General features: G+C 48.3%; 22 protein-coding genes and 2 tRNA genes. 16 read left to right on the forward strand and 8 right to left on the reverse strand.

Annotated features, from left to right (window positions below; genetic code table 11):
- Positions 1 to 23 precede the first annotated feature (23 nt).
- A complete protein-coding gene (locus ABCW47_RS09845; RefSeq protein WP_343209752.1) occupies positions 24 to 899 on the reverse strand; it encodes a MerR family transcriptional regulator in 876 nt (291 codons plus the stop codon).
- An 86-nt stretch (positions 900 to 985) separates the two neighbouring features.
- On the opposite strand from ABCW47_RS09845, the gene ABCW47_RS09850 reads away from it, so the two are divergent.
- Positions 986 to 2,314, forward strand: coding sequence for an MATE family efflux transporter (locus tag ABCW47_RS09850; RefSeq protein ID WP_343209753.1), 1,329 nt, complete (start codon positions 986 to 988; stop codon positions 2,312 to 2,314).
- A 179-nt stretch (positions 2,315 to 2,493) separates the two neighbouring features.
- Here the strand turns inward: ABCW47_RS09850 and ABCW47_RS09855 are convergent, their stop codons facing one another.
- Positions 2,494 to 3,039 carry an ECF transporter S component gene (locus tag ABCW47_RS09855; protein WP_343209754.1) on the reverse strand — a complete coding sequence of 182 codons (546 nt, stop codon included), beginning with the start codon at positions 3,037 to 3,039 and terminating at the stop codon, positions 2,494 to 2,496.
- 226 nt (positions 3,040 to 3,265) lie between these two features.
- On the opposite strand from ABCW47_RS09855, the gene ABCW47_RS09860 reads away from it, so the two are divergent.
- Positions 3,266 to 3,478 (forward strand): zinc ribbon domain-containing protein, encoded by a 213-nt coding sequence (locus tag ABCW47_RS09860; RefSeq protein WP_343209755.1) that lies wholly within the window; start codon positions 3,266 to 3,268, stop codon positions 3,476 to 3,478.
- Between the two features lie 330 nt (positions 3,479 to 3,808).
- Entirely contained in the window at positions 3,809 to 5,122 is a 1,314-nt protein-coding gene (locus tag ABCW47_RS09865; protein ID WP_343209756.1) for an MATE family efflux transporter, read from the forward strand.
- Here ABCW47_RS09865 and ABCW47_RS09870 read toward each other — a convergent pair.
- Complete coding sequence (locus ABCW47_RS09870; protein ID WP_343209757.1) at positions 5,111 to 5,512, reverse strand: putative toxin-antitoxin system toxin component, PIN family; 402 nt, start codon at positions 5,510 to 5,512, stop codon at positions 5,111 to 5,113. The genes ABCW47_RS09865 and ABCW47_RS09870 overlap by 12 nt on opposite strands.
- Positions 5,509 to 5,784 (reverse strand): AbrB/MazE/SpoVT family DNA-binding domain-containing protein, encoded by a 276-nt coding sequence (locus tag ABCW47_RS09875; RefSeq protein WP_343209758.1) that lies wholly within the window; start codon positions 5,782 to 5,784, stop codon positions 5,509 to 5,511. The genes ABCW47_RS09870 and ABCW47_RS09875 overlap by 4 nt, the downstream gene beginning before the upstream one ends.
- Before the next feature lie 405 nt (positions 5,785 to 6,189).
- On the opposite strand from ABCW47_RS09875, the gene ABCW47_RS09880 reads away from it, so the two are divergent.
- From ABCW47_RS09880 to ABCW47_RS09910, 7 genes are all read left to right on the forward strand, one after another.
- Positions 6,190 to 7,212 carry a DUF2804 domain-containing protein gene (locus ABCW47_RS09880; RefSeq protein WP_343209759.1) on the forward strand — a complete coding sequence of 341 codons (1,023 nt, stop codon included), beginning with the start codon at positions 6,190 to 6,192 and terminating at the stop codon, positions 7,210 to 7,212.
- 44 nt (positions 7,213 to 7,256) lie between these two features.
- Positions 7,257 to 8,999, forward strand: coding sequence for a pyruvate kinase (gene pyk, locus ABCW47_RS09885; protein WP_343209760.1), 1,743 nt, complete (start codon positions 7,257 to 7,259; stop codon positions 8,997 to 8,999).
- Between the two features lie 49 nt (positions 9,000 to 9,048).
- Positions 9,049 to 10,185 carry a sporulation integral membrane protein YtvI gene (ytvI, locus tag ABCW47_RS09890; protein ID WP_343209761.1) on the forward strand — a complete coding sequence of 379 codons (1,137 nt, stop codon included), beginning with the start codon at positions 9,049 to 9,051 and terminating at the stop codon, positions 10,183 to 10,185.
- A 42-nt stretch (positions 10,186 to 10,227) separates the two neighbouring features.
- The gene (locus ABCW47_RS09895; RefSeq protein ID WP_343209762.1) at positions 10,228 to 10,743 is read left to right on the forward strand and encodes a hypothetical protein; all 516 of its coding nucleotides are present in this window, start codon (positions 10,228 to 10,230) and stop codon (positions 10,741 to 10,743) included.
- 225 nt (positions 10,744 to 10,968) lie between these two features.
- Positions 10,969 to 12,102, forward strand: coding sequence for an exonuclease SbcCD subunit D (locus ABCW47_RS09900; RefSeq protein WP_343209763.1), 1,134 nt, complete (start codon positions 10,969 to 10,971; stop codon positions 12,100 to 12,102).
- Positions 12,099 to 14,909: an AAA family ATPase gene (locus ABCW47_RS09905; RefSeq protein WP_343209764.1), complete on the forward strand. Its 2,811-nt coding sequence runs from the start codon at positions 12,099 to 12,101 to the stop codon at positions 14,907 to 14,909. The genes ABCW47_RS09900 and ABCW47_RS09905 overlap by 4 nt, the downstream gene beginning before the upstream one ends.
- Positions 14,910 to 14,997: 88 nt before the next feature.
- A complete protein-coding gene (locus ABCW47_RS09910; protein ID WP_343209765.1) occupies positions 14,998 to 16,164 on the forward strand; it encodes an aldo/keto reductase in 1,167 nt (388 codons plus the stop codon).
- 103 nt (positions 16,165 to 16,267) lie between these two features.
- On the opposite strand, the gene ABCW47_RS09915 is transcribed toward ABCW47_RS09910, so the two are convergent.
- Complete coding sequence (locus tag ABCW47_RS09915; protein WP_343209766.1) at positions 16,268 to 16,909, reverse strand: GyrI-like domain-containing protein; 642 nt, start codon at positions 16,907 to 16,909, stop codon at positions 16,268 to 16,270.
- Positions 16,910 to 16,923: 14 nt separating this feature from the next.
- On the reverse strand, positions 16,924 to 17,340 hold the full coding sequence (locus ABCW47_RS09920) for a DUF3788 domain-containing protein (RefSeq protein WP_343209767.1): 417 nt from the start codon (positions 17,338 to 17,340) through the stop codon (positions 16,924 to 16,926).
- 295 nt (positions 17,341 to 17,635) lie between these two features.
- On the opposite strand from ABCW47_RS09920, the gene ABCW47_RS09925 reads away from it, so the two are divergent.
- The 4 genes from ABCW47_RS09925 to ABCW47_RS09940 all read left to right on the forward strand — a co-directional run bounded on the left by ABCW47_RS09925 (position 17,636) and on the right by ABCW47_RS09940 (position 21,771).
- Positions 17,636 to 18,031, forward strand: coding sequence for a BlaI/MecI/CopY family transcriptional regulator (locus ABCW47_RS09925; protein ID WP_343209768.1), 396 nt, complete (start codon positions 17,636 to 17,638; stop codon positions 18,029 to 18,031).
- Positions 18,025 to 19,449, forward strand: a complete 1,425-nt coding sequence (locus ABCW47_RS09930; RefSeq protein WP_343209769.1) for a M56 family metallopeptidase — start codon at positions 18,025 to 18,027, stop codon at positions 19,447 to 19,449. The genes ABCW47_RS09925 and ABCW47_RS09930 overlap by 7 nt, the downstream gene beginning before the upstream one ends.
- 226 nt (positions 19,450 to 19,675) lie before the next feature.
- The gene (gene mgtE / locus ABCW47_RS09935; protein WP_343209770.1) at positions 19,676 to 21,016 is read left to right on the forward strand and encodes a magnesium transporter; all 1,341 of its coding nucleotides are present in this window, start codon (positions 19,676 to 19,678) and stop codon (positions 21,014 to 21,016) included.
- 32 nt (positions 21,017 to 21,048) lie between these two features.
- Positions 21,049 to 21,771, forward strand: coding sequence for a DUF5131 family protein (locus ABCW47_RS09940; protein ID WP_343209771.1), 723 nt, complete (start codon positions 21,049 to 21,051; stop codon positions 21,769 to 21,771).
- A 112-nt stretch (positions 21,772 to 21,883) separates the two neighbouring features.
- Here the strand turns inward: ABCW47_RS09940 and ABCW47_RS09945 are convergent, their stop codons facing one another.
- The gene (locus ABCW47_RS09945; RefSeq protein WP_343209772.1) at positions 21,884 to 22,798 is read right to left on the reverse strand and encodes a diacylglycerol/lipid kinase family protein; all 915 of its coding nucleotides are present in this window, start codon (positions 22,796 to 22,798) and stop codon (positions 21,884 to 21,886) included.
- 190 nt (positions 22,799 to 22,988) lie between these two features.
- Between ABCW47_RS09945 and ABCW47_RS09950 the strand changes: the two genes are divergently transcribed.
- Positions 22,989 to 23,061, forward strand: a tRNA-Val gene (locus tag ABCW47_RS09950).
- 30 nt (positions 23,062 to 23,091) lie between these two features.
- Positions 23,092 to 23,165, forward strand: a tRNA-Met gene (locus ABCW47_RS09955).
- Between the two features lie 107 nt (positions 23,166 to 23,272).
- Here the strand turns inward: ABCW47_RS09955 and ABCW47_RS09960 are convergent.
- Positions 23,273 to 24,745 (reverse strand): GntR family transcriptional regulator, encoded by a 1,473-nt coding sequence (locus tag ABCW47_RS09960; RefSeq protein WP_343209773.1) that lies wholly within the window; start codon positions 24,743 to 24,745, stop codon positions 23,273 to 23,275.
- Positions 24,746 to 24,777 lie beyond the last annotated feature (32 nt).

Raw genomic sequence — 24,777 nt, forward strand, 5'->3', positions numbered from 1 at the left:
TTGTTCTAATTAGGTTGTGGTCTTTAGAAGGGCTTATCCTCAATACGGATGGAGATCTGCAGCAGGTAGTTGTCATAGCCTTTTACAGACAGATCGTCAAGCAGAGTATCTTCGTAAAAATATCCGATCAGAGTGAAACGGTGCTCCCGGGCGTATCTGAGAATACGGTGATAGGTATCGGGAAGCGTGCCGTACCCATCCTGATGCCAGCCTGTGAGATAGCTTCCGGCCGGCTTAATAAAGCAGGGAAGATCATCCGGACAGTGGTCAACCCGGGTATAAAAATAACAGTACTGTTCAAACTGACCATCCAGGGCGGATTTCTGTTCAATCATAGATCCGATGGCATAGGGACTGTCGATTCCTGTGGAGTTGCAGAATGCGACGTGGTTTGCTATCTGAACGGCCCAGTCCCGATCCGTACAGAGGGGATCGGTCTTCGTTACCAGCATGTATTCGTTTTTCTTTTGCTCCACCCGGATACGGCTGGTGTCGATAGCCATGGCCTGGCGGGTGAGAGAAGCCTTCTGCTGAATCCGCTCTCTGGTCTGCATAAGAGCGGCAATCTTCTTTTCCAGAAGAACTTCTTCCTTTTCTAACAGGGAGACCAGCTCTCCGGGAGTTCTTCGGTTCAGATATTCTTTGATTTCATTTAAAGGCATATCCAGCTCTTTCAGCACAGCAATGACATGAAATACTTCCAGCTGCGGCAGGGAATAATAGCGGTATCCATTGTCCAGCTTAACTGCAGGAGAGAAGATGCCCAGTTCATCATAATGATAAAGGGTATGCTTTGTTGTACCGCAGAGCCTGGCAAATTCACTGGTCTTAAAGTGTGTCCCGTGTGTGCGGGTGTTATCCTCCGGCCAGACAGCCAGTTTGCTGTTTTTATGATCCATTTGTATTTCCTCTCTTGACACTAGGGTTACCCGATACTTTATTATAGGCTGAGCGGTCTGATGACACAAGAAGGAGTTGATATTTTATGAGTCGGTCAATTGCAAAAGATTTTCGATTTTTATCCCTGATCCGGTTCGCATTTCCTACCATGATTATGATGATTTTCATGTCCCTCTACACGATAGTGGACGGAATTTTTATATCCAGATTTGTAGGTACAGATGCACTTTCCGCAACGAATATTGTCTATCCCGTTATGAATGTGGTGCTTGCGGTGGGAATTATGCTTGCCACGGGCGGTTCCGCTGTGGTGGCAAGGAAAATCGGAGAGGGAAAGATTCAGGAGGCGAGGGAGAATTTTACAATGATCACGATAGTCGGAGCGGCTGCCGGTGTGGTGATCAGCGTAGTCTGTCTGATTTTTCTGGAGCCGATCTGCCGCGCTCTGGGAGCACAGCCGGAAATAATGGAATATTGTAAGAATTACCTGTCTGTTTTACTGTTATTCGTTCCGGCCTATATGCTGCAGCTGCTGTTTCAGGTATTTTTCGTTACCGCAGGTAAACCGGGCATGGGCCTTATCCTGACGGTACTGGCCGGTGTGACCAATGGGATTTTGGACTATGTGCTTATTGTGCCGGCAGGGCTTGGCATCAGCGGTGCGGCTCTGGCAACGGTGACCGGATATCTGATACCGGCCGTAACCGGTGTGATTTATTTTATGACAAAACGCAATGAGCTGCATTTTGCTAAATTTCTGCCTGACTGGAAAATGCTGCGGGAGAGCTGTCTGAACGGTTCTTCGGAGATGGTGACGAACTTGTCTATGGGTATTGTTACCTTTTTATTTAATATACTTATGCTGCATTATCTGGGCGGCGACGGGGTGGCTGCGATTACGATAGTCCTGTATACACAATTTTTACTGACCGCTTTGTATATGGGATTTTCCATGGGTGTGGCGCCTGTGATCAGTTATAATTACGGAAGCAAAAATACGGTGCTCCTGAAACGGATATTTAAAATATGCATATGGTTTATCGCCGTATCTTCCCTGGTTATATTTGGTTTGTCCCTGATTTTGTCAGGACAGCTGGTGGGCATTTTTTCGCCGAAGGGCACCCGGGTATACGAGATTGCGCTGCGGGGCTTCTGGCTCTTTTCCATCAATTTTATCTTTGCAGGTACCAATATGTTTTCATCAGCGTTGTTCACCGCGCTGTCAAACGGAAAAGTCTCGGCATTTATTTCTTTTTTAAGAACCTTTGGCTTTATCACCCTGGGACTTTTATTTCTGCCTTATTTGCTTCAGGCGGATGGAGTATGGCTGGCTGTACCGTTTGCAGAATTTGCCACAACAATTGCCGCGGTTATCTGTATGGTCAGAAAACGAAAGGTATATCATTATGCCTAAAAGGAAAGGGAGCTGCCGCTTCGCGATTTTTCAATCGAAAGACGGCAGCTCCCTCTTTTCATTTGTAATGAAAAACCCTCCGGGGGATCACACTGCGGCGGAAAGGAATCGTGTTGCCAGAGCAACCCGCCTCAGGCGGAGAATCCCGCAAGCGGGATTCTTTGTTCTCTTGAATATGCTCAGGGCTGCGGGCTGGTAAACTTGCGCACCGCAGGAATTTGTTCCAGAATCGGGACCAGGATACAGGCGACGATGATACCGAATATACCTTGAATGATATTTCCGGGTATGCTGGCAGCCGCCGCCAGGCCCTTGCCGAGAAGCAGGGAGGCGTATCCGAAGTAGCCGACGACTACTATGGCGTTTACCCCTATACCTGCGGCAATGACAGGCAGAACCGGCACTTTGCCGCCCGCGCGGACCTTACGCAGCAGCTGATAGATCAAACCTCCGGCCAGAGCGGCCGCCGCTTTGATGAGCAGGGTTCCTGGAGCATAGTGTGCATAACCGATAAGCAAATCGGCAAACATGGAGCCGATTCCGGCTGCCGCGGTTCCGTAAAGGGGGCCAAGCAGGATACCGGAGAGCAGGACGAAGCCGTCTCCCAAATTGACATAACCCTGCATGGGAGAAGGGACCTGGATCACCATAGTGGCCACACAGGTCAGCGCAGCCATCAGAGCGGTTACTACGATATTACGGGTTATATTTGATGTATGTTTCACGGGGCATCTTCCTTCCTGTTAAAGAATAACTGCAATTACTATAATGCAGAACTGGCCTTGCTGAAAGTACCAGATTAAATAAAAATGATAGGACCAGATACTTTATTCATTTTTTATATTCCGGATCATAAAAATATGTTATACTATAAAAAATTAGGTAACCATAAATCGGCGGGTATTGTTAATGCCGGCGGTGTACTGGGCATAGCGGAGAGGAGAAAACAGCATGGAAAAGAGACAGTATGTCTGTCCCAAGTGTGGAAATACCAATTATGAGAGTGATCAATTTCAGGCAACCGGAGGCAATTTTGCCAAGATTTTTGATGTTCAGAATAAAAAGTTTATTACGGTAAGCTGTACCAGGTGCGGATATACGGAGCTGTACCGGGCAAAGAATTCTGATGGATGGGATATTCTGGATTTCTTGATCGGAAACTGATATACTATCTTGAAATGAATGGTACTTTGTGTTAGAATACAGCAGATTAATAGGTAAAAGCTTGGGTCTGCTGCCGCCGGGCAGCAGCCATATTAAGAGCCGGGAATTCATGTCATCAGGCCTTTGGACATGGATTGCCGGTTTTTTATTACATAGGAAAGTTTGGAGAACTTTCCTATGTAATAAAAAACCCTCCGGGGGATCGCACTGCGGCGGAAAGGAATTGTGTTGCCAGAGCAACCCGCCGCAGGCGGAGAATCCCGCTTGCAGGATTCTTTGTTCTTACATAGGAACTTAATTTAACTATTTGAGAGGGGATAGAGATAGAAGATGAATCGTAAAATGACAATTGGTGCACAGTTCGCACGATACGTTTCCCTGAATGTGTTGAGCATGATCGGGCTGTCCTGCTACATTTTGGCGGATACACTATATATTTCTGCGGGAATGGGGAGCAATGGACTGACTGCTCTGAACCTGGTTTTACCGGTTTATAGTGTGGTGAGCGGGCTTGGACAAATGCTGGGCCTGGGCGGTGCTACGCGCTATTCCATTGCTAGAGCGGAGGGGGAGAGCGGCAGAGCGGACCGGATATTTACCCGGACTTTTGCGGCGGCTCTTGCTATCGGACTTCTTTTTACTGCGGCCGGACTTCTTTTTGCGGGTCCGATCGCAAAGGCGCTGGGGGCGGAGGGAGCAATCTTTCCCATGGCGTCTGTTTATCTGCGCACGCTATTATTCTACTCTTGGGCTTTTATGCTGAATCAGGTGATGATTTGTTTCGTTCGAAATGACAAAGAACCCAAGCTTGCAATGATTGCGATGGTGACCGCCAGCCTGAGTAATATCGTTCTGGACTATATTTTCATTTTTCCTCTGGGAATGGGGATGTTTGGGGCAGCCTTTGCAACCGGAATATCACCTCTTATAAGTATGGGAATCCTGTCCATTCATATAATAAGAAAAAGGAATGGATTTCATCTGGTACGGTGCCGGATACGGCTGCAGCAGATCGGGAAAATCTCAGTGCTTGGCCTTTCGGCTCTGCTGGCAGAGCTTTCATCCGGGATCGTGATGCTGGTTTTTAATTTTACGGTCTTAAGGCTGTCGGGAAATGTGGGGGTTGCAGCATACGGCGTAATTGCAAACCTGGCGCTGATGGTGATGGCAGTCTTTAACGGAATTGCCCAGGGCTCCCAGCCGCTGCTCAGTTCGGCTCTGGGAAAGGGAGACAGTCAGTCCATACACAAGGTGAGAAATTATGCGCTGCTTCTGTCGGCAGGGCTGGGGATTGTCTGTTATCTGGGTGCGGTGAGTTGTCCGGAGATCTTAACCGGTATTTTCAACCGGGAAGGAAATCCGGAATTAACACGGCTTGCGGTCCGGGGAATCTACCTTTATTTTTTGAACTTCCCATTTATGGGCATCAATATGATAATGGCCGCATATTTTTCGGCGGTTGCAAGGCCGAAGCCATCCCTGATGATATCGCTGACCAGAGGTTTTGCGCTGGTGGTTCCGCTGCTGCTTTTGATGCCGGTGCTGTTCGGGATGACAGGTGTGTGGCTTGCGGTGCCGCTTACGGAAGCACTGACTTCGATGTTATGTATGGTACTGATCAGAAAATACCGCTTAATGTTTTAAAAATTCAGCCGGTGTCATTATCGCTGGATTCTTTAAACCTGATTCCAGAAAATCTTTATCACCGGTAAGCAAAACATCAGCGTTTGCTTTAATGGCCGCTCTTAAAATCGGCCGATCATTAAAATCTCTGATTAGTGCCTCTGAATTATATTCGTCTGCCGGAACAGGAACTAATTCTAAACTCATTAGAGCAACAGAAAGAAATCTGTCGAGCGCTGAAAGACGGTTCGGGAATTTCTTATTGAATATACGTTTTATTTCGTCAACATTTTGCTCACAAATTAAACCGTGGTTTGGATAAGATGCTGCTTTAACATATGCCTTAAAAGGAATGCCGTCAGGACTTAACGCCGCAGAGATAAGGACATTTGTATCGATTAACACTCTCATACCTTTTCGTCCTCATGTCTCAATTTATCTACTAACGCCATGACATCATCATCTGTGTTCAGTCCTGCATGTGCGGCTTCACCTGTCATCTCAGCTTGAAGTACCTGCATGGCATAAACAGCGGAGTTAACAATACGTACTGTGTTTCCTTCAACGATAAAGGTAATGCGATCACCACTTGACACTCCGAGAATCTCACGAATATCTTTCGGTATCGTAACCTGCCCCTTTGCCATTACTTTGGCATTATCAACAAATGTATTTTTAGACATAATATGTTACCTCCTTAGAAAATATGGAAAGTAGGGATATCCCTACTTCTATTATATACAGACGCTATCAAAATATCAATTTAAAATACTGGAAGAAAGAGTTAACTAATTTTAAAATGTTCGGATAAGTTTAAGATTTTGTATTCCTAGTTACCACAAAGTCCCCCCGGGAATAATTCCGTTGTCAAATGGTGCCCCGGGATTTATAATAATTTTAAGGACAGCAGTGTGAAACTGCCGTCTGAACAAGGCTGTACGTTTGAAACAAAAGTTGTTTCAAACTACTTATTTACAATAAGATGATTTGCGAAGCATATCATCGTTTGTTGTGCAGTATCGCAGGTTAACCTGCGATATGCAGGGGTGTAATAATGATAGAAAAGAAGAGAAAGGCGGTGTGATCGGATGAGAAATCATGAGGTAATAAATCCGCGGAAGTTGTTAGGTCCCGATGGAAGCCTGGCGGAGCCGGGCTGGTCCAGAAAGCTGATTCAGACTTATGACCGGAGAGATATTAAGGCGCCCCGGCACCGGATTAAGGAATGGGACTATTATCTGGTTCTCGGCAAAGGGTTCGGCGCGGCGTTTACCATTTCCGACGACGGTTACATCGGGCTTCAATCGGTTTCTTTTTTAGATTTTACTAAGCCGTGGGAACATACTAATACGATCCTGGTCCCGTTTCCCATGGGTAAACTGCATATGCCGGCCACTTCTGATACGGGGGATGTGGTGTTTGAGAATAAAAAGCTGAAGCTTCGTTTTATCAGGGAGCGGGAAGGCCGCAGGATACTATGTGATTTTCCGGAGTTTGAAAAGGGGCGGGCGTTTTCCTGTGATATCCGGCTGCATCAGCCGCCCATGGACAGCATGGTGATAGCGACTCCATGGAAAGAAAAGCCAACCTGTTTTTATTATAATCAGAAAATAAACTGTATGCGGGCGGAAGGCTATGTAAAGCTGGGGGAGAAAACATACCGGTTTTCACCGGAGCAGGATTTTGGTACGCTGGACTGGGGCCGTGGGGTCTGGACGTATGATAATACCTGGTATTGGGGATCGGGAAATGGTATAGTGGACGGCAGACCGTTCGGGTTTAACATAGGGTATGGATTCGGGGATACGGCGGCTGCAACTGAAAACGTTATTTTATATGACGGCAGAGTGCACAAGCTTAATGATATTACATTTCATATTCCCAAACCGGATTACATGGGAAAATGGCAGTTTTCATCTTCCGACGGCCGGTTTGAGATTGATTTTGTGCCGGTAATTGACCGGGCCGCCAGAATCAATGCCGGTGTGATACTCACGGATCAGCATCAGGTTTTTGGCCGTATGAGCGGCCGGGCGGTGCTGGATGACGGTACGGTCCTGAACATTCAGGATCTCTTGTGTTTTGCGGAAGAAGTTCATAATAAATATTAGAACGATTTGTACTAATTGGGTGAGAAAGAAAGGAATTGAAACAAATGGACAGAAAAACAAAGATTGTATGTACCCTGGGACCTGCGACTGATGATGACAGGGTGCTTCGGGATTTAATGCTGGAGGGCATGAATGTAGCCAGGCTTAATTTTTCCCACGGGGACTATGAGCAGCATACCAGAAATATTAAAAGAATCAGCAGGCTGCGGGAGGAACTTAATCTCCCTGTGGCAATTCTTCTGGACACCAAGGGGCCGGAAATCCGCCTGGGCAAAATAAAAGGGGATAAGGCAGAACTGAAAAAAGGACAAAGCTTTACCCTGACGGTGGAAGAGGCGGAGGGTGATTCTTCCAGAGCGTCTATTTCTTATAAAAATCTGATCGGGGATGTGTCCGCCGGTATGAAGATCCTCATAGACGACGGGCTGGTGGAACTGAAAGTTTTAAGCATCACGGAGACGGATATTATCTGTTCCGTTGAAAACGGAGGGGTGATTTCCAATAATAAGGGAGTCAATGTGCCGGGCGCGAATTTAAGCATGCCCTATATCAGCGAGAAGGACCGGCAGGATATTATATTCGGCATTGAGCATGGCGTGGATTTTATTGCCGCATCCTTTGCCAGGTCGGCGGCGGATATTATTGAAGTGCGCAGAATTCTGGATGAATATCACTGCGACTTTATCAATATTATAGCTAAGATTGAAAATATGCAGGGCGTGGACAACATCGACGAGATACTCCGGGTCTCCGACGGCGTTATGGTAGCCAGAGGGGATATGGGAGTGGAGATTCCCTTCGAGGACGTACCTGTGATTCAGAAGAAGATAATCAAGAAGGTATACAACGCCGACAAACAGGTTATCACGGCGACGCAGATGCTGGATTCCATGATGAAGAATCCCAGGCCTACCAGGGCGGAGGCCACCGATGTGGCGAATGCGATCTACGACGGGACAAGTGCCATCATGCTGTCGGGTGAGACGGCGGCGGGGCTCTATCCGGTAGAATCTCTCCGGACGATGGTGAAGATTGCCAGGAGAGCAGAGGAGGATATCAATTACAGAGGGCGTTTCAAGGCCAGAGAGAGTCTTGCAAATCCAGATGTGACCAATGCAATTTCCCACGCCACCTGTACAACGGCTATGGATCTGGATGCCGCGGCTATTATCACGGTGACCAAATCCGGCAAGACGGCCAGAATGATTTCCAAATACCGTCCGGACTGCCAGATTATCGGCTGCAGTACCAGGGAGCGGGTATGCCGCCAGATGAATCTGTCCTGGGGCGTGACTCCGATTGTGATTAAGGAGGAGCATAATACCGATGACCTCTTTGAGCATGCTGTGGAGGCGGCAGAGCGGGCCGGATATGTAAAGCCCGGCGAGCTGGTTGTGATTACAGCCGGCGTCCCTCTGGGAATTTCAGGAACGACTAATCTGATCAAGGTTCATGTCGTGGGAAATATGCTGCTAAAGGGAAAAGGCCTGGTAAATAAAAGGGTCTGCGCCAGTCTGTGTGTCTGCCGTGATGGCGGGGAACTGCTGGAGGAATTTAAGCAGGGGGATATTATTGTAATACCGAAAACAGACAATGATATGATGGATCAATTAAAACAGGCTTCCGGTATTGTGGTGGAGGAAGGCGGAATTAATTCCCATGCCGCGATCGTGGGGTTAAGCCTTGATATTCCCGTTATTCTGGGAGCGGAGAATGCTACGAAGATTCTGAAATCCGGGGCGATCGTAACAATAGACGGAGAAAAAGGGACCGTTTCCTGTAATTAAGAGGATAAGAGTAACCAGGCATCCGTAAACGATGCGGAAAGAGGGTATCATGGAAGGGAATAAAAAGATATATGGCAAGATACTGGCAAACATTCTGATGCACATTATTGGGGCTTTGCTGCTGATTTTTGTCGCTCCAAGGCTCCTGGGCTTTTTCTGGCCCTTTGTGGTGGCCTGGATCATCGCCCTGATTGCCAATCCTCTTGTAAAGTTTCTGGATAAGAAAGTCAATATCAGGAGAAAACACAGCTCTGTTATCATTATCATTCTGGTGCTGGGAATTGTGGTGGGGCTTCTGTATCTGATTATCAGCTTTCTGATTAAAGAGATTGCTTCCCTGGTGAACAACTGGCCGGAAATATATGCCGGACTGGAAGTACAGTTTAATGCCGCATTCCAGCATATCCAGGGTTTTTATACCGCTCTGCCGGAGGGAATTCAGAATGTGGTTAACTCGCTGTTTACGGCAATCAATGATTTTGTCTCTAATCTGTTCTCCGGAGCGGGGGGTATGTCCGCAGGTTCTATAGCCGGTTTTGCAGGCAGCGCGACGAGAAACGTGGCGGGAGGACTGCTCAATACCCTGATTGTTTTCCTTTCCTCCTATTTCTTTATCGCGGAGAGGGACAATATGTCGAAAGCGTTCCGAAAAGCGCTTCCGGAACCGGTTATGGAAAAATATGATATGGTCCTGGGCTATTTCAAGAGTGCGGTGGGAGGGTATCTGAGCGCGCAGTTTAAGATCATGCTGATTCTGATTGTTGTCATGACTGTCTGGTTTGCCTTTATGCGTGTGCCCTATTATTTTCTGCTGGCGCTGGGGATCGGTTTTCTGGACTTCCTGCCGGTATTCGGCACCGGTTTTGTGCTGTGGCCCTGGGCTCTTTACTGCCTGGTCACAGGTGACTATGTAAGGGTGATTGCCCTGGCGGTTCTCTATGTGGTCTGCCAGGTGCTGCACCAGCTGCTCCAACCTAAGATGGTAGGGGACAGTATTGGTTTAAGCCCTCTTATGACCTTGTTTTTACTCTTCATCGGATATCAATTTAAGGGTATCCTGGGCATGATTATCGCCCTTCCCATCGGTCTGGTGCTGATCAATTTTTACCGGGCGGGAACCTTTGACAATCTGATAAAAGGAATTAGGATTATCTGGAACGATCTGGGAGAATATCTGAAATACTGACCTGACAAACAGCCTTTTTTCCACAGAAAGGATGGTGGGAGCATGAAATTAAAGATGGTGTTTATTTTTCTTTTGGCGGCTGTGTTATTAACCGCCTGCAGGAAAGTTACCCCTCCTTCCGATGTCAAGGCCCCTCAGTGGGCAGGCTATACGTTTGACGACAGTGACCGGGGAGTTAAGTTCAGCATCTCCTATCCGGAGAACTGGACGCTGTCCGAGGAGCGGGGCTGGGACGGTGATGAAACCAGGGATGCAAGCCCGGACACAGGGATTTCCTTCTCCTTTGGTTCAGACGAAAGAGTGTCCGTTGCGGCCATGCTGTTTACCCCGTACGAGTTCGGAGCGGGGGATTATGTAACGGAGGAATTTGAGACGGAGGCCGGTTTAAAGGGAACGAAGTATACGGATTTAACCGGGGATAGAATCTCGGTGATTTATGCGTACAGCGGCAGGGAGGATCTGCCCTGGTATTTTGCCTCTGTTAATATGAGTGAAACAACGTATGACAGCAATAAAGATGACATAGAAAAGGCTGCAAAAAGTTTTAAATTAGATTAGGGTGTCAAAACAGTGCTTTGCACTGGTTCTGTGCCCGTATATGGATTGTAAGCTTGTTTACATATCCATATACGGGCACAGGACATAGCGCCAAAGGTGCTTTTGACATCCTGATCCATATGAATAAATAACAGATTTGCGGACGAAATCCGCGAACGAAGTATGAAAAGTTGCTGCAGAAGGAGTTCTGATTCGGCAGCTTTTTTCATCAGAGAGGTACTACATATGAAAATAATGCATCTGGCGGATCTGCACATCGGCAAGAACGTCAACGGATTTTCCATGCTGCCGGAACAGGAGTATGTGCTGGACCAAATACTGAATATTGTGAAAGAAGAGAATGTGGACGGGGTTTTGCTGGCAGGGGATCTGTATGACCGCCCGGTACCCTCCGCAGAGGCAGTTACATTGATGGACCGTTTCTTAACGGCCCTCTCGGGTTTCGGTGTATTTGTGATCGCCATTTCCGGGAATCATGATTCCCCGGAGCGGATTCAATACATGAGCGGGATGTTAAAAGAGCAGAGAATGTACCTGAATGGAAGATTCCAGGTTCCTATGGAGAAGATCACCCTGGAGGATGGCTACGGCCCCGTTCATTTTTACCTGCTGCCCTTTGCAAGACCGGCCGTGATGGCTGCCTGTATGGGGACGGAGGATAAAACTTGCGGCGCCTGTGTTAAATCCCTTCTGGAACGGACAAGTCTGAATGAAAAGGAACGTAATATTATAGTGCTGCACCATTTTGTCACCGGTGGCGGCGATATCGTGGAAGAGATGGAAGGGGAGCTGGCTCTCGGCGGTACGGAGAGCGTGGATGTACATTTCTTTGACAGATTTGATTATGTGGCAATGGGACACATTCACAGAGGCCAGAGGCTGATCCGGGAGACCGTCCGGTACGCGGGCTCGCCGCTTAAATATTCCTTTTCCGAGGAGGGGCATACAAAACGTGCTGTCCTGATCACTCTCAAGGATAAAGGAAATGCGGAGATTCATTTCCATGAACTTATGCCCCGGCATGATTTACGCTCGATACGGGGTAGGCTTTCGGACCTGATTGATCCGGAGATCGTTAAGCTTGCCGATCCCGCGGATTATCTGAAGGTTACGCTGACGGACGATACCGCCCTCCTGGAACCGATGAAAAGCCTGCGGGCCGTCTATCCCAATGTGATGCAGCTGGTGCTGGAGAGAACATTAACGGAAGGGGGAGGCAGCCGTCTTACAGCGGGAGAAGTGAGGAGGCGTACGCCAAAGGAGATGTTCCGGGAGTTTTATACCGGGGTATGCGGTCAGGAATTTACAGAAGAGAAGGAAGCTCTCCTGGATGAGCTGCTTGCGGGAGGTGCTGAATGAAACCGGTTAAATTGACGCTGGGCTGCTGGGGGCCCTATCCGGGCCAGGTTACAATCGACTTTACCAGATTTTATGAGAGAGGCCTTTTTTTGATCACCGGCCCCACAGGCGGTGGAAAAACCAGTATATTTGATGGGATTACCTATGCACTTTATGGGAATGTGAGCGGACGGGGAAGAGGAAAAAATTCCCTGCGCAGCGACTTCGCAGACGGGACGGGAATGACATTCGCAGAATTTGAATTTTCCCACCAGGGACAGAAGTACCTTATACGCCGGGAACCCCGTTATGACAGAATGAAAAAGAGGGGAGCGGGAACGATCACTGTGAATGAAAAGGCTGCTCTGTACCGGGAAGGCAAAGAACCGGTCAGCGGGCCGGCGGAGGTAACGGCGGCAGTGACGGAACTTCTGGGGATAGGCTATGAGCAGTTTAAGCAGATTGTGATGATCGCTCAGGGAGAGTTTATAGAAGTTCTGCAGGCAGGTTCGAAGGAGAGGGTGGAAATACTGCGCAATCTCTTCGGAACCCAGTACTATGAAAAACTCCAGGGGAGTCTTGCCGAGCGGGCAAATTCACTGGAGAAACAACTTATCGACTGCCGGAGGAAGCTGGAAGAAAATATTGCTATGGCAGATCCCGGGGATGAGGAAGAAGCAGGAGATTCCATGTCTGTAAAGGAACTCTCTTTTGCTGCCGCAGAAGAAAGGCTGAAGGAACTATTAAAACAGGACAAGAAGGATGCGCATGGACTTGCCCTGGCTATTCTTACGCTGGATAAGCGCATATCAGATGCCGCACAGTTCTGGACTCTGTTTGAAGAAGCCGGAAAGAGCCTGAAAGAATCGAGAGAACAGGCCAGCCGGTGGCAGGAGAAGCTTACGGAGGCCAGAAAGGAAAGCAGCAGAATATCGGAGGAAGAAAAGGAGATACCAAATCTTCTGAAAGCCGCCGCAGCGCTGGAAGAGCGGAAATTTGCAGTGGAAAAGCTCCTCCCTGCACTCTCCCGGAGAGAAGAAGTAAGCCGCCGCAGACAGGCCTGCCTCGCAGAGGAAAAAAGAGCGGAGGAACAGCTTGCGGACTGTATAGCGCAGCTTGAGCAGGCCGGATTGGAAAAGGAAGAGCTGAACCGGGAAAGAGAAGGGCTTAAGGATGCGGAGCAGTTTCTGGCAGAGAAAAGAGTGATCGGCGAGCGCGTCGGGAGGCAGAGGGAGGAACTTATTTCCATTGCTGATTTAGAGGAAAGACTTGACCGGGAGCTAAGACAGCTGGCCCTGCTTCAGAAAAGCTACCGGGAACGGGAGCAGGAGACGGAGCAGAAAAAGAGGGATTATGAGAGTGCCAGGAAGGTCTACAGGGATGACAGCGTGGGCCTGCTTGCACAGGAACTAATAGAGGGGGAACCCTGCCCGGTGTGCGGCTCCACAAGCCATCCGTGTCTGGCAAAAGGTTCCGGAAAAATACCGGATGAATTAAGCCTGAAGAAACTGGAGGCAGAGTACGAGGCATGCCGTTCATCCTGTGAACAGGTATACAGGGAAGCAATTGAGAAAAAAAGCCTGACCGATAGCCTGAAAAAGCAGGAAGAAGAGCAGTGGCTTAAATTAAAAATAGAGGGAAGAACCTCTGTGGAAGCGCTGCTCGCGGAAAATGAAAGGCTGGGAGAGCAGCAAAGCCGGGAGATACGGGAGCTGGAGAATCAGATCAAGAGGCGGAAACGGCTGGAGGAGAGCCTGAGGCAGCAGGAAGAAAAAATACAGAAACTAAGCCGCGGGAAAGAAGAGGCTCTGGTTCTGCGGATGGAAAAACAGCAGGAAAAGAAAAGACTGGAGGATAAACTGCGGGAAGACAGCAGTCAATTGCAGGAGGAATATGACCGGCTCAGAATCAGTATACCGGAGCTGACAGCGGAGACAGAGCTGAAAGCGACGGTTTTTCAGGAGCTTCAGGAGAAACTTGAGAGCCAGAAGGTGCAGACGGAGAAGAAGGCTGAGAAAATCAGGCAGCAGTCGGAAAATCTGAAAGCAGCGCTCAATCAGGCGGAGTCCGCCGCTTATATGGCAGAAAACGCTCTCAAGAAAGCCGAAGCGGAGATGGAGGAGCGCAGGAAAGCCGCAGAGGGCCGGGAGAGCACGGAAAGACTGGAACAGCAAAGAGACGAAAAACGAAATCAGCAGAAAAAGCTGGAGGCCAGAATAACCATGAATCAGAAGGCTGTCCGGGCGATCGGGGAAAACCGGAGGCAGATGGAAAAACTGGAGAAAGCATACGGTATCGCAAAGGACCTGGATAATGCGGCCCGGGGAAAAAACCGGGCAAGGGTTGAATTGGAGCAGTATGTTCTGGCTTCCTATTTTCAGGAGGTTTTGTATGCGGCCAATAAAAGGCTCTACGCTATGACCGGGGGACGGTATGAGCTGCAAATCGTGGAGCAGGTTACTGACAAAAGGACCAAGGACAGTCTGGGACTTGAGGTGCTGGATTATTATACCGGGAGGAAACGGCCGGTTCAGACGATGTCGGGAGGAGAATCCTTTCAGGCGGCCCTGGCCCTCTCTCTCGGTCTGTCTGATACCGTGCAGGGCAATGCCGGCGGCATCCGGATTGAGACACTTTTTGTGGACGAAGGGTTCGGGGCGCTGGACCCTGGTGCGCTGGATCAGGCGATTCAGATGCTGACAGGATCGGCAGGAGGCGGAAACAGGATGGTGGGAATTATTTCCCATGTAGAGGAACTGAAAGAGAGAATCCCGGACCAGATTGAGGTGATTCGGGGAAGGGACGGCAGCTGGGTCCGGGAGAGGTAGGGAATCTGCGGTCTTCCTTCGATTGACATTTCCCCGGGCAGCCATTAAAATTAAAATTAGCTAAGTTTTCCAGAACGGGAGCAGAGGAATGGTGAAAGAGAAAGGCAGGGAGCATATGGAATACAGAGAGATAGGTAAAACAGGGAAGAAGAGCAGTATTATAGGTTTGGGCTGTGAACATCTGGACGGAAAGCCTTATGAGCAGGTGAAAGAGACGATCGACGCGGCGCTTGAAAATGGTGTGAATATTCTGGACGTATTTATGCCTGGAAAAGAGGTTCGGGAGAATATAGCCAGAGCTCTGGGGGACCGCAGAGATAAGGTGCTGATTCAGGGCCACATCGGTTCCACGGATATCCATCAGCAGTATGATATCAGCAGGGATATGCCCACAGTAAAGAAATACTTTGAGGATCTGCTGCGCATATTCGGCTATATTGATTTTGGCATGATGTTTTTTATCGACACGGAAGAAGATTTTAAAGGTGTTTTTGAGACGGATTTTGCGGACTATGTGCAGAAACTCAAAGAGCAGGGATACATAAAGCATATCGGTTTCAGCTGCCACAATCCGAAGATGGCGCAGCGTGTGATCGAAACGGGACTGCCGGAGATGATGATGTTCAGTATTAATCCGGCCTTTGACCTGTATCCGGTGGAATATAATGCGCTGGATGAGCTTCACCAGGGTTTGAATAACGAAGCCTTCCGCGGCTTTGATCCCTCCCGTGCGGCCCTGTATAAATTATGTGAACAGAAGAACATCGGCATCAATGTTATGAAGACACTGGGCGCCGGCAAGCTGATTTCAGCGGAGCATACGCCTTTTGACAAGCCGCTCACCGTAGCACAGTGTATTCACTATGCGCTTACCCGCCCTGCGGTGGCGAGCGTTATGCTGGGCTGCCAGACTGGGGATGAAATCAAGAACGCGGTTCGCTACCTGAATATGAGCGATGCCGAGAGAGACTATACGCCTGTCCTGAATACACTGCGCAACGACTTCGCGGGAAATTGTGTTTACTGCAGCCACTGCCAGCCCTGTCCGATGGAAATTGACATTGCGGCAGTTAATAAATATCTGGATATTGCAAAACTGGATCTTGGCAATGTGCCGTCCTCGATCCGTTCCCACTATGCGGGGCTTGCCCGCAGCGGAAAAGACTGCATTGCCTGCGGAAGCTGTGAGAAGCGGTGTCCGTTTGGTGTGCCGATTATTGAAAATATGTCGGCGGCGGCAGAGATTTTTAAATAGGAGAAATGCTTCAATTATGAAACCGGCAGACAGTACCGCTTTATTTGGCACTGCCTGCCGGAGAATCCCGCAAGCCCCTCAAGATTGAGGGGCTTGTACTTTGTTATTTAATAGCAGCTACCGGGTGCCGGATCACAGTTTTTAAGCGCTCCGGCGCGGCCCTTCTGGGGTCGCTTAAGTATATCTCATGATGCATGCGCTGTCCGGTAAAATCTTCCCGATACCCCTGGTCTGTGAGAAACTGATTCATCCGGGCGGTCGTGGCCGGTTCCTCGTCATAACTTCCCAGATGCATACACTGGACGCACAACCCTTCCTCCAGGGGGAAAAGATAAGCTTTTTTTGTATCCAATTTCTTTTTCCGCATCGCTTCCTCCTTCGCCCAGTCAAATACTTCGGGGGTTACAAATTCAGGCAGGCGGATCATGGAGATCCAGCAAAAGCCCGACTTATTAGCGTAATCCACTCCCGGACTGCCGTCTGCCATCCGCCACAGGCCCTCCAGCGGAGGAACCACATAGGGATAATATCCTTCTATCTGCTGTCCGCTTTTATAGCTCATTTTTAATGTATAGGAGATGGCGTAGAGAAGTTCAAGAGCCGTCTTATATTCCCCGTGAGGATCATTGGGGTTGCCCTCGCCCTCTACTGCGGCAAAATGCATAGGGGGAACCTGAATCAGAACCGGGTCTTTGCCGGGCAGATATAAATCTTTGTATTCTTTCTTATAGTCAAACGTCTGCATCGTTACCTCCGTTTCTAACCTTTCCTGTTTGGTTTCCGCTTTATAAACAAAAGCCGTTCCATATCGGGGAAAAGAGATGTGTCGGTCAGAGGAAACATCATCCACTTTCCGTCATGATATACATTTGTTTCATCGTATATTTTCTGAATAGCGGGGGAGTAGCGCTCCCGGTCTGCCTCGAACCGGCTCTGTTCCATTTTTCCAAAAATAATGAGAAAACCAAGCTCATTCTTTCTGGCATACAGGGCACAGAGAGTTTTGCCGCCTCTCCTGAACTTATACTCAAAGTCCCAGGCCTTGCCGCCGGTATTCCATATATGGTCCATATCATACTTTGCGTCAATCTGTCCGCACAGGGCATTCCAGACGGAAAGAAGGGGACGTCCCATCAGATTACACAGTTCTTCTTCTGTCGGTATCTTATCCAGCATTCAAATTCCTCCCTCATTTGCTTGTTTCTTTATATATAGCACAATAAATATGACAACTGCATGTCAGGTTAAAAATGGGGGAGAACAAAGAATCCCGCTTGCGGCGGGTTGCTCTGGCAACACGATTCCTTTCCGCCGCAGTGTGATCCCCCGGAGTATTTTTTATTACATAGGAAAGTTCTCCAAACTTTCCTATGTAATAAAAAATACTTGACACCATCGTTATGCGACTGTATAATCATATTATACAAAAGTATAATAGTTATATATAAGTATAATGAACGGAGGTGAGAACATGGAAGAGAAAAAGAAACGTCTTGGGGAGGCGGAGCTGGAAATTATGCAGGTCTTGTGGAAAGCAGGGTCTCCGGTTACTTCGAACTATATTTTAGATAAACTCCGGGGCAAGCGCAAATGGGCGTTATCCACCCTGATGACCTCGCTTTCCAGACTGGGGGAAAAAGGATTTGTTGACTGCGACCGGTCCTGCCGGAATAATCAGTATTCCGCTCTGCTGAAGGAAGAGGACTATAAAGTAAGTGAGAGCAGGTCTTTCCTGAAAAAACTTTATAACAATTCATTTCACAATCTGGTTACTACTCTTTATGACGGCCATATGCTTGAGGAAAAGGATCTGGATGAACTGCGCCGGTTCCTGAATCAGATGGATAAGGAGGAAAAAGGATGCTGAAAACACTATTTTTACATGTGCTTTCTGTTTCTCTGGGCGCCGTACCCGTTATTTTGCTTCTGTGCTGTACCTCCGGCTGGATTACCAGGCATTATAAGGCAGGGCTGAAATACTGGATCTGGCTTATTCTTTCAATCCGCCTCCTTCTTCCTGTTGACGGTGCGATCACCCCGTCACAAGTGGAAGTTACCATACAGGATACTGTGCTGAATGAACGCGGCCCATCAGAGAGCAGCGTCATTCTCAATTCGGAGCTGGCTGACAGGCCGGAAACCGCGGGCAGATTTCATCCCGGTCAGGTAACAGTTCTGGATGCGGCGGCTGCCATCTGGGCAGCTGGGATGAGTCTTTACTGGGCCTGTAATTTCCTGGGATATGAGATCTGCAAAAGAAGGATTATCAAACGCAGCAGGCGGGTGGAGAATGAAAGGATACTTGGAATATTAAAAGAAGAACAGGAAAGGTATGGAATAAAGCAGAATGTGACCGTGATCTGTGACAAAAAGGCGGAGAGCCCGTTTGTGATGGGATTTTTCCGGAGCTTGCTGATACTGCCGGGGGAAGATTATCCGGAACAGCAGCTGCGCTATATACTGCGCCATGAGCTTATTCATTACCGGCGGCGGGATATCTGGTATAAATTGCTGCTGCTGACGGTAAAGGCCGTGCACTGGTTCAATCCCATCATGTGGATCATGACGGGGGAGGCGCAGAAGGATCTGGAATTATCCTGTGATTCTGCCGTTGTGGCAGACGCCGGCCAGGATGAAAGACTGGCTTATGGAGAGGCTATTCTGTCCGGGATCAGACAGCATAAAACAAACTGTTCCAGCCTGTCCACCTGTTTTAATGGAGGTGTTCAAACCATGAAGAAACGACTGAGAAACTTAATGCGTCCCGGCAAGAAAAAGGGGGTTACTTTTGGAATATCCATACTCACCGCCGGCTTTATTATGATGAGTCTGGTAGCCTGTGCCGCGGTAACGGCACCCGGGAATACGGATCAGGATTCAGGAAAAACATCTGATATCACGCTGGTAGGCGGGGTGGAACCGCCAAACCAATCAGAACCGTCAGAACCCGCTGAGCCGGTACAGAACAGCCCGCAGGATCAGAAGAAGGAAGATTTTGTTACCACGGCGCAGGGGTTCGCCAGCGCCTATTTTTCAAATGATCTGGAGTCTCTTTTGACCTTTATGCCTCCGGGAGCGGACGGAGAATGTTATGGAGAAGATATTCTGGGACGTATTCACGATTTATCCTTAAAATATGATGAATCTGCACTGGAAGATAAAACTGTTATCACAGCCCAGTATGAATTCCGTCTTGACGATGAAGATTCCTTTACCTATCTGGGACTGGAGATGGAATACAAGGATGGGACATGGCTGGTAACAAGCGGTTATCTGGAAAAATAAATACGCGCGGTTCCTCCTGTTTGGGAAGAAACGGCTCCATTGGAGCCGTTTCTTTTGTTAAATCGGAATATTTTTCGTGTGTTTTTGAGAGATTTATAGTATAATACTTAGGCAGGCAGTCAAACGCCGTAAGAAAAATCCTCCCATAGCAACAGGAGGTTTTTTCATTTGAGGCGTACTTGAAATCCTGCGATCTTATATTTCGGAGAAGAAAGGAGAACATACCATGCCAACGCTGCAGAACTTAGAGGAATTAATTGAAAGTAAGCAGTATATCAAACTGCGGGAAGAACTTGTAGAACTGAATGCGGCCGATATCGCGGCTCTTCTGGAAGAACTGCCGACAGAAGAACTGATTAAAATATTCAGGCTGCTGCCCAAATCCGTGGCGGCGGATACGTTCTCCTATTTACCAATTGAAGTAGAACAGAGTCTGATAACATCCCTGACCGACCGCGAGGCCGGGAACATTATGGACAATCTGTTTGCCGATGATGCGGCGGATCTGGTGGAAGAGATGCCGGCCAGCGTGGTGAAGCGTCTGCTGATCAATGCCAACCCGGAGACGCGCAGGGATATTAATCATCTGTTAAAATATCCGGAGGATTCCGCCGGAAGTATCATGACGGTGGAGTTCGTTGATTTGAAAGAAAGCCTTACGGTGGAGGAAGCGATTCGCAGAATCCGCAGGGTGGGAGTTGATAAGGAGACAATCGATACCTGTTATGTGCTGGATACCCAGAGGAAGCTGGTAGGAACGGTTTCTCTGCGCCGTCTGCTGCTGAGCGAGAGCGAAGCGACGATCGGCAATATCATGCACGATAATGTCATTACGGTGACCACTCTTACTGACCAGGAGGAAGTTGCCCAGGACTTTAAAAAATACGACTTTAATACGATGCCGGTAGTGGACAGCGAGAACCGGCTTGTAGGTATCATAACGGTGGATGACGTGGTGGATATTATCGAGCAGGAAGCCACGGAAGATATTGAAATGATGGCAGCTATCACGCCGACGGACAAACCTTATATGAAAACCGGAGTGTTTGAGACGTGGAAGAAGCGTATTCCCTGGCTGCTCCTTCTGATGATTTCCGCTACATTTACCGGCCGGATTATTGCGTCTGCGGAAGATGCCCTTTCCGCCTATGTTATCCTGACCTCCTTTATCCCGATGTTAATGGATACGGGCGGTAATTCCGGCGGCCAGGCCTCTGTTACGATTATCCGCGGACTGTCGTTAAATGAGATTGAATACAGGGACGTACCCAAAATTGTCTGGAAGGAAGTGCGGGTGGCGGTGCTGGCGGGTGTTACCCTTGCGGCAGCCAATTTCGCCAAGATGATGATTATTGACCAGGTCGGAGTCAGCATTGCCTTCGTGGTCTGTCTGACGCTGGTGCTGACTGTCACGGTGGCAAAGGTAGTGGGATGTACGCTGCCCATATTGGCAAAGCGGATCGGATTCGATCCCGCTGTTATGGCAAGTCCTTTCATTACGACGATTGTAGACGCAGTTTCACTGCTGATTTATTTCCAGATTGCAAGGCTGCTTCTGGGCATATAGACACCGGGGCGTACTTGAAAAAGGAGAACACTATGAACTGGGAGCCGTGGACAGGATGCTACAAAGCCAGCGATGGCTGCACAAACTGCTATTTTTATGGCCCGCATGCCAAACGCTATGGTCAGAATAAGATAGAAAAAACCGATAAATTCGACTGGCCTGTCAGAACGAACGCAAAAGGGGAATACAATATTAAAGGCAATAAAATTCTGGCAACCTGCTTTGCAACTGATTTTTTCCTTCCGGAGGCGGATGAATGGCGTAAAGAGGTCTGGGCCATGATCAAACAACGATCCGATATCGATTTTTTGATCTTAACGAAGCGGATCGACCGTTTTCCTGTATCCCTTCCTGCTGATTGGGGCGATGGATATGAAAATGTAAATATCGGCTGTACGGTGGAAAATCAGGAAGCGGCTGATTACCGGCTCCCGTTATTTTTGTCTTATCCGATCAGGAGGCGTTTTATTGCCTGCGCACCGCTTTTGGAGGCAATTGATCTGACGCCCTATCTGCATGGTATTGACCACGTTACTGCGGGTGGAGAAACAGGCCGGGAAGCACGTGAGTGCAACTATGACTGGGTACTGGATATTCGGGAGCAGTGCGTGAATGCAGGAGTGACGTTCTGGTTTAAAAATACCGGTTCAATTTTCAGGCGGGACGGTATCGTATCAAAAATCAATCCGTTTAAGCAGTCAAGTCTGGCGAAAGAGCTTGGAATTGATATTTCCGACGGAAAAAGGTTATTTTAATAAAACGGTAAATCCTCGCCCGCCGGGCTGTGGATTTACCGTTTTATTATGGAAGTAGATAAGACTCGTAGCAAGTACGCCGAGGCGTACTTGAAATGTTCAGGAAACCTGATTATACAATCATACGGATTTTCCGGGGCGTAACCTGAAAGACCGCGTGATCGATACACCCTACATACTCTCCGTCCGCGTGGGTGATGAGCGGTTCATCCGCCGCTATCTCAATCCTTGCTCCATGTACTTCCCCGGTGCCCTTTACTCCCATATGGCGGCCTGAAAAAGCCAGTGGAAGCAGAAGCATCGCTTTCCATTTGGGCATCTGGTAGATGATGCAGGCAGACAGTTTTCCGTCGGACATATCCGCATGAGGCGCCATCTTAAAACCGCCGCCCTCGTAGGGCTGATTCATGGGAGACACAAACAGGACGTCCTGATAACGGGTCCAGGGACCATGATCCACCCGGAGACGTATATCCACCGGTTTATACTTCAGAAGAACTTTCAGGGAGAGGCACATATAAGAAAGCTTTCCCAGGTGAAGTTTATTCAGGAGCTTCTTGGCCGGGGAAGATAGATTGGCTTTGCAGATAGCCGCATCATAGCCCATCCCGGCACTTCCCGCATAACGCCTGGTCTTTCGGTCTGTCTGTATGATGCCATGGTCAATCCAGACAATCCTGCCAGCCAGAATATGCTCCAGAGCCTTCGCCGGATCTTTGGGGATACTTAAGCTTCTGGCGTAATCATTGCTGGAACCGGATGGTATGTAACCGAGTATGACATCTTCGTAAGTTTCAATGCCATTGATGACTTCGTTTACCGTCCCGTCTCCGCCTACGATCACGATTGTTTTCTCTTCCGGATACCTGCGGCAGAGGTCTCCTGCTATTTTAACAGCATGGAATTCATAGTGGGTAAAATGATGTGTATAGGCAATGCCCTTCTGATCCAGAAGCTGCTTAACGGATTCCCAGACTTCCTGGCCCTTGCCGGTTCGGGATCTGGGATTGATGATAAAGTGATACATGGCAATTCCTCTTTCGTTTGATTTTACAGGGAAGCAGTACTAAAGCCCTGGCGGAGCGTTATAAAAATATTATAGGGGAAGGCCTGAGGCAAGTCAACAAAAGGAAGGATGGAAGGAAAGTTAATATTTGTAAAAAAAGAGGTTGACAAAAGGGACAGGACTTAATATAATATCAAAGTGACTTGATTACGGGATCTTAGCTCAGCTGGGAGAGCATCTGCCTTACAAGCAGAGGGTCACAGGTTCGAGCCCTGTAGGTCCCACTTCTGTAATAGCGATATTACGGGTCACATGGCGGAGTAGCTCAGTTGGCGAGAGCACACGGTTCATACCCGTGGTGTCGGCGGTTCAAATCCGTCCTCCGCTACGAATAAAAACCGGTACGCATTGCGTACCGGTTTTTTTGTTATATAGGAATGTTTGGAGAAATTTCCTGTATAACGAAAAACATCCTATGCGCACTCGCGCATCGATTTATATCTCTGTTGACAGCATCCGGATAGACGGGGACAGACGCAGTTCCTCTGGGGAAATACCCTGGCGGGAAAGGTAGTTTATCGCCGTATCGAACTGCTGCACGGTTAATTCATGAAAGGTCCTGCTGCACTGTTTATAATCATTATTTTTCAAATGCTGAATCATCATTTCTGTAAAAGTCATATCAGCCCTGGCCTGGTAAAGTTTCCAATGTTCTTCCAATGAGGCTCTCAGCGGATACCCCCAGAGAAAGAGACCATATATTTTGGAATAGATTTCCCTGATCCCATTTAATGGGTGGTTTTCTGCTATAAAAATCAGGATATGCCATACGGTCCGCTCACACTGCCCATTTTGCCGGTTCCCCGCCAGCTGGTCAATAAAAGCGTTCAGTCTTTGCCGGGATACATGATTAAGAAGATCAAGCATGATCCCTTCACAGGAATACACGATAAGCTCAAAAGCCTGGATGAAAAGGGCCAGGTTCTGGCGAACGGCAGGACTGTTTAAATCTGGCTTATTACACTGCTCTCCCATAGTGTAAATACGCGTTCCCACTCCATTAACAGAGTGGGCAGCGCCTGCCTGGTTCAATAAGGTGATAGTCCGCCGTACCGTGCTGATAGAAATACCATATTTTTTCGAAATCTTTTCGTAGGAAGGCAGATAATTATGACTGCTGTATTCTCCCATGTAGATATCGTGCAGGATACGTATGGCCAGACTGTAGCAAAGCTGCGGACGGTCACGGTAAATTCGCCAGACAAATGGCGTACGATCTTCTTTTGAAGCAGGAGCAGAACCCGATGCCATATGTTCTTTCAGACGTGCTATATCCCTTCTTTGATAATCCAGAAGCATATTGTGTACGGCATCCCGGTCATAGCGGCGTACCTGGGCAATCAGCGACTGCATACGGTTTTGTACAAGACCTGCATCGTAAGGCAGCGGCCAGGTGGACGTCCGTGCAAAGGGAAACCCATGAAACATGGATGTTTCCCAAAAGAGATTTAAGGCCAGTGAATTATTCAGCTTCTGCAGAGTATAGCTGTAGAAACGAAACAGGTCATCCGGCTGAGCACGTTCTGATAAACAGGTAAGATAGGCAAGATCCGCATCGTTCATGTTCCTCAGACATTCCATGTGCAGTGGAATAAAGATGAATTCCCCAGCTTCGTAAAGGTCGAAAAAATCTTCCCGGCGATGGGAATAAAAACTGCGAACGAAATAAAGCCGTTCCTTCTCGGTCTGCCGGAATAAAATCCTGGTTGTCTGGCCGCTGTACATAGAAATATATCCTTCCGTTCTCAGACGCCGAAGCGCGGCTTTTACCGTTTGTGCACCCACACTGAATTCACGGCATAGTGTATCAATGGTGGGCAGAGTATCACCATAGCTATAATACCCGAATTGTATACGCAGCAGAAAATATTCATAGATCAGACTGGAAAATTGATGGTTGTCGTTCAAACGTTATATGCCTCCATGTTCCTTTTGACAAT

The sequence above is a fragment of the Anaerolentibacter hominis genome, from assembly GCF_032380675.1.
Taxonomy (GTDB): Bacteria; Bacillota; Clostridia; order Lachnospirales; family Lachnospiraceae; genus Anaerolentibacter; species Anaerolentibacter hominis.

What these genes read in the sequence shown, in the direction of transcription:
- ABCW47_RS09845 (WP_343209752.1), bottom strand. Translation starts at nt 899, where the DNA reads ATGGATCATAAAAACAGCAAACTGGCTGTCTGGCCGGAGGATAACACC.
- ABCW47_RS09850 (WP_343209753.1), top strand. Translation starts at nt 986, where the DNA reads ATGAGTCGGTCAATTGCAAAAGATTTTCGATTTTTATCCCTGATCCGG.
- ABCW47_RS09860 (WP_343209755.1), top strand. Translation starts at nt 3,266, where the DNA reads ATGGAAAAGAGACAGTATGTCTGTCCCAAGTGTGGAAATACCAATTAT.
- ABCW47_RS09865 (WP_343209756.1), top strand. Translation starts at nt 3,809, where the DNA reads ATGAATCGTAAAATGACAATTGGTGCACAGTTCGCACGATACGTTTCC.
- ABCW47_RS09870 (WP_343209757.1), bottom strand. Translation starts at nt 5,512, where the DNA reads ATGAGAGTGTTAATCGATACAAATGTCCTTATCTCTGCGGCGTTAAGT.
- ABCW47_RS09875 (WP_343209758.1), bottom strand. Translation starts at nt 5,784, where the DNA reads ATGTCTAAAAATACATTTGTTGATAATGCCAAAGTAATGGCAAAGGGG.
- ABCW47_RS09880 (WP_343209759.1), top strand. Translation starts at nt 6,190, where the DNA reads ATGAGAAATCATGAGGTAATAAATCCGCGGAAGTTGTTAGGTCCCGAT.
- pyk (WP_343209760.1), top strand. Translation starts at nt 7,257, where the DNA reads ATGGACAGAAAAACAAAGATTGTATGTACCCTGGGACCTGCGACTGAT.
- ytvI (WP_343209761.1), top strand. Translation starts at nt 9,049, where the DNA reads ATGGAAGGGAATAAAAAGATATATGGCAAGATACTGGCAAACATTCTG.
- ABCW47_RS09895 (WP_343209762.1), top strand. Translation starts at nt 10,228, where the DNA reads ATGAAATTAAAGATGGTGTTTATTTTTCTTTTGGCGGCTGTGTTATTA.
- ABCW47_RS09900 (WP_343209763.1), top strand. Translation starts at nt 10,969, where the DNA reads ATGAAAATAATGCATCTGGCGGATCTGCACATCGGCAAGAACGTCAAC.
- ABCW47_RS09905 (WP_343209764.1), top strand. Translation starts at nt 12,099, where the DNA reads ATGAAACCGGTTAAATTGACGCTGGGCTGCTGGGGGCCCTATCCGGGC.
- ABCW47_RS09910 (WP_343209765.1), top strand. Translation starts at nt 14,998, where the DNA reads ATGGTGAAAGAGAAAGGCAGGGAGCATATGGAATACAGAGAGATAGGT.
- ABCW47_RS09915 (WP_343209766.1), bottom strand. Translation starts at nt 16,909, where the DNA reads ATGCAGACGTTTGACTATAAGAAAGAATACAAAGATTTATATCTGCCC.
- ABCW47_RS09920 (WP_343209767.1), bottom strand. Translation starts at nt 17,340, where the DNA reads ATGCTGGATAAGATACCGACAGAAGAAGAACTGTGTAATCTGATGGGA.
- ABCW47_RS09925 (WP_343209768.1), top strand. Translation starts at nt 17,636, where the DNA reads ATGGAAGAGAAAAAGAAACGTCTTGGGGAGGCGGAGCTGGAAATTATG.
- ABCW47_RS09930 (WP_343209769.1), top strand. Translation starts at nt 18,025, where the DNA reads ATGCTGAAAACACTATTTTTACATGTGCTTTCTGTTTCTCTGGGCGCC.
- mgtE (WP_343209770.1), top strand. Translation starts at nt 19,676, where the DNA reads ATGCCAACGCTGCAGAACTTAGAGGAATTAATTGAAAGTAAGCAGTAT.
- ABCW47_RS09940 (WP_343209771.1), top strand. Translation starts at nt 21,049, where the DNA reads ATGAACTGGGAGCCGTGGACAGGATGCTACAAAGCCAGCGATGGCTGC.
- ABCW47_RS09945 (WP_343209772.1), bottom strand. Translation starts at nt 22,798, where the DNA reads ATGTATCACTTTATCATCAATCCCAGATCCCGAACCGGCAAGGGCCAG.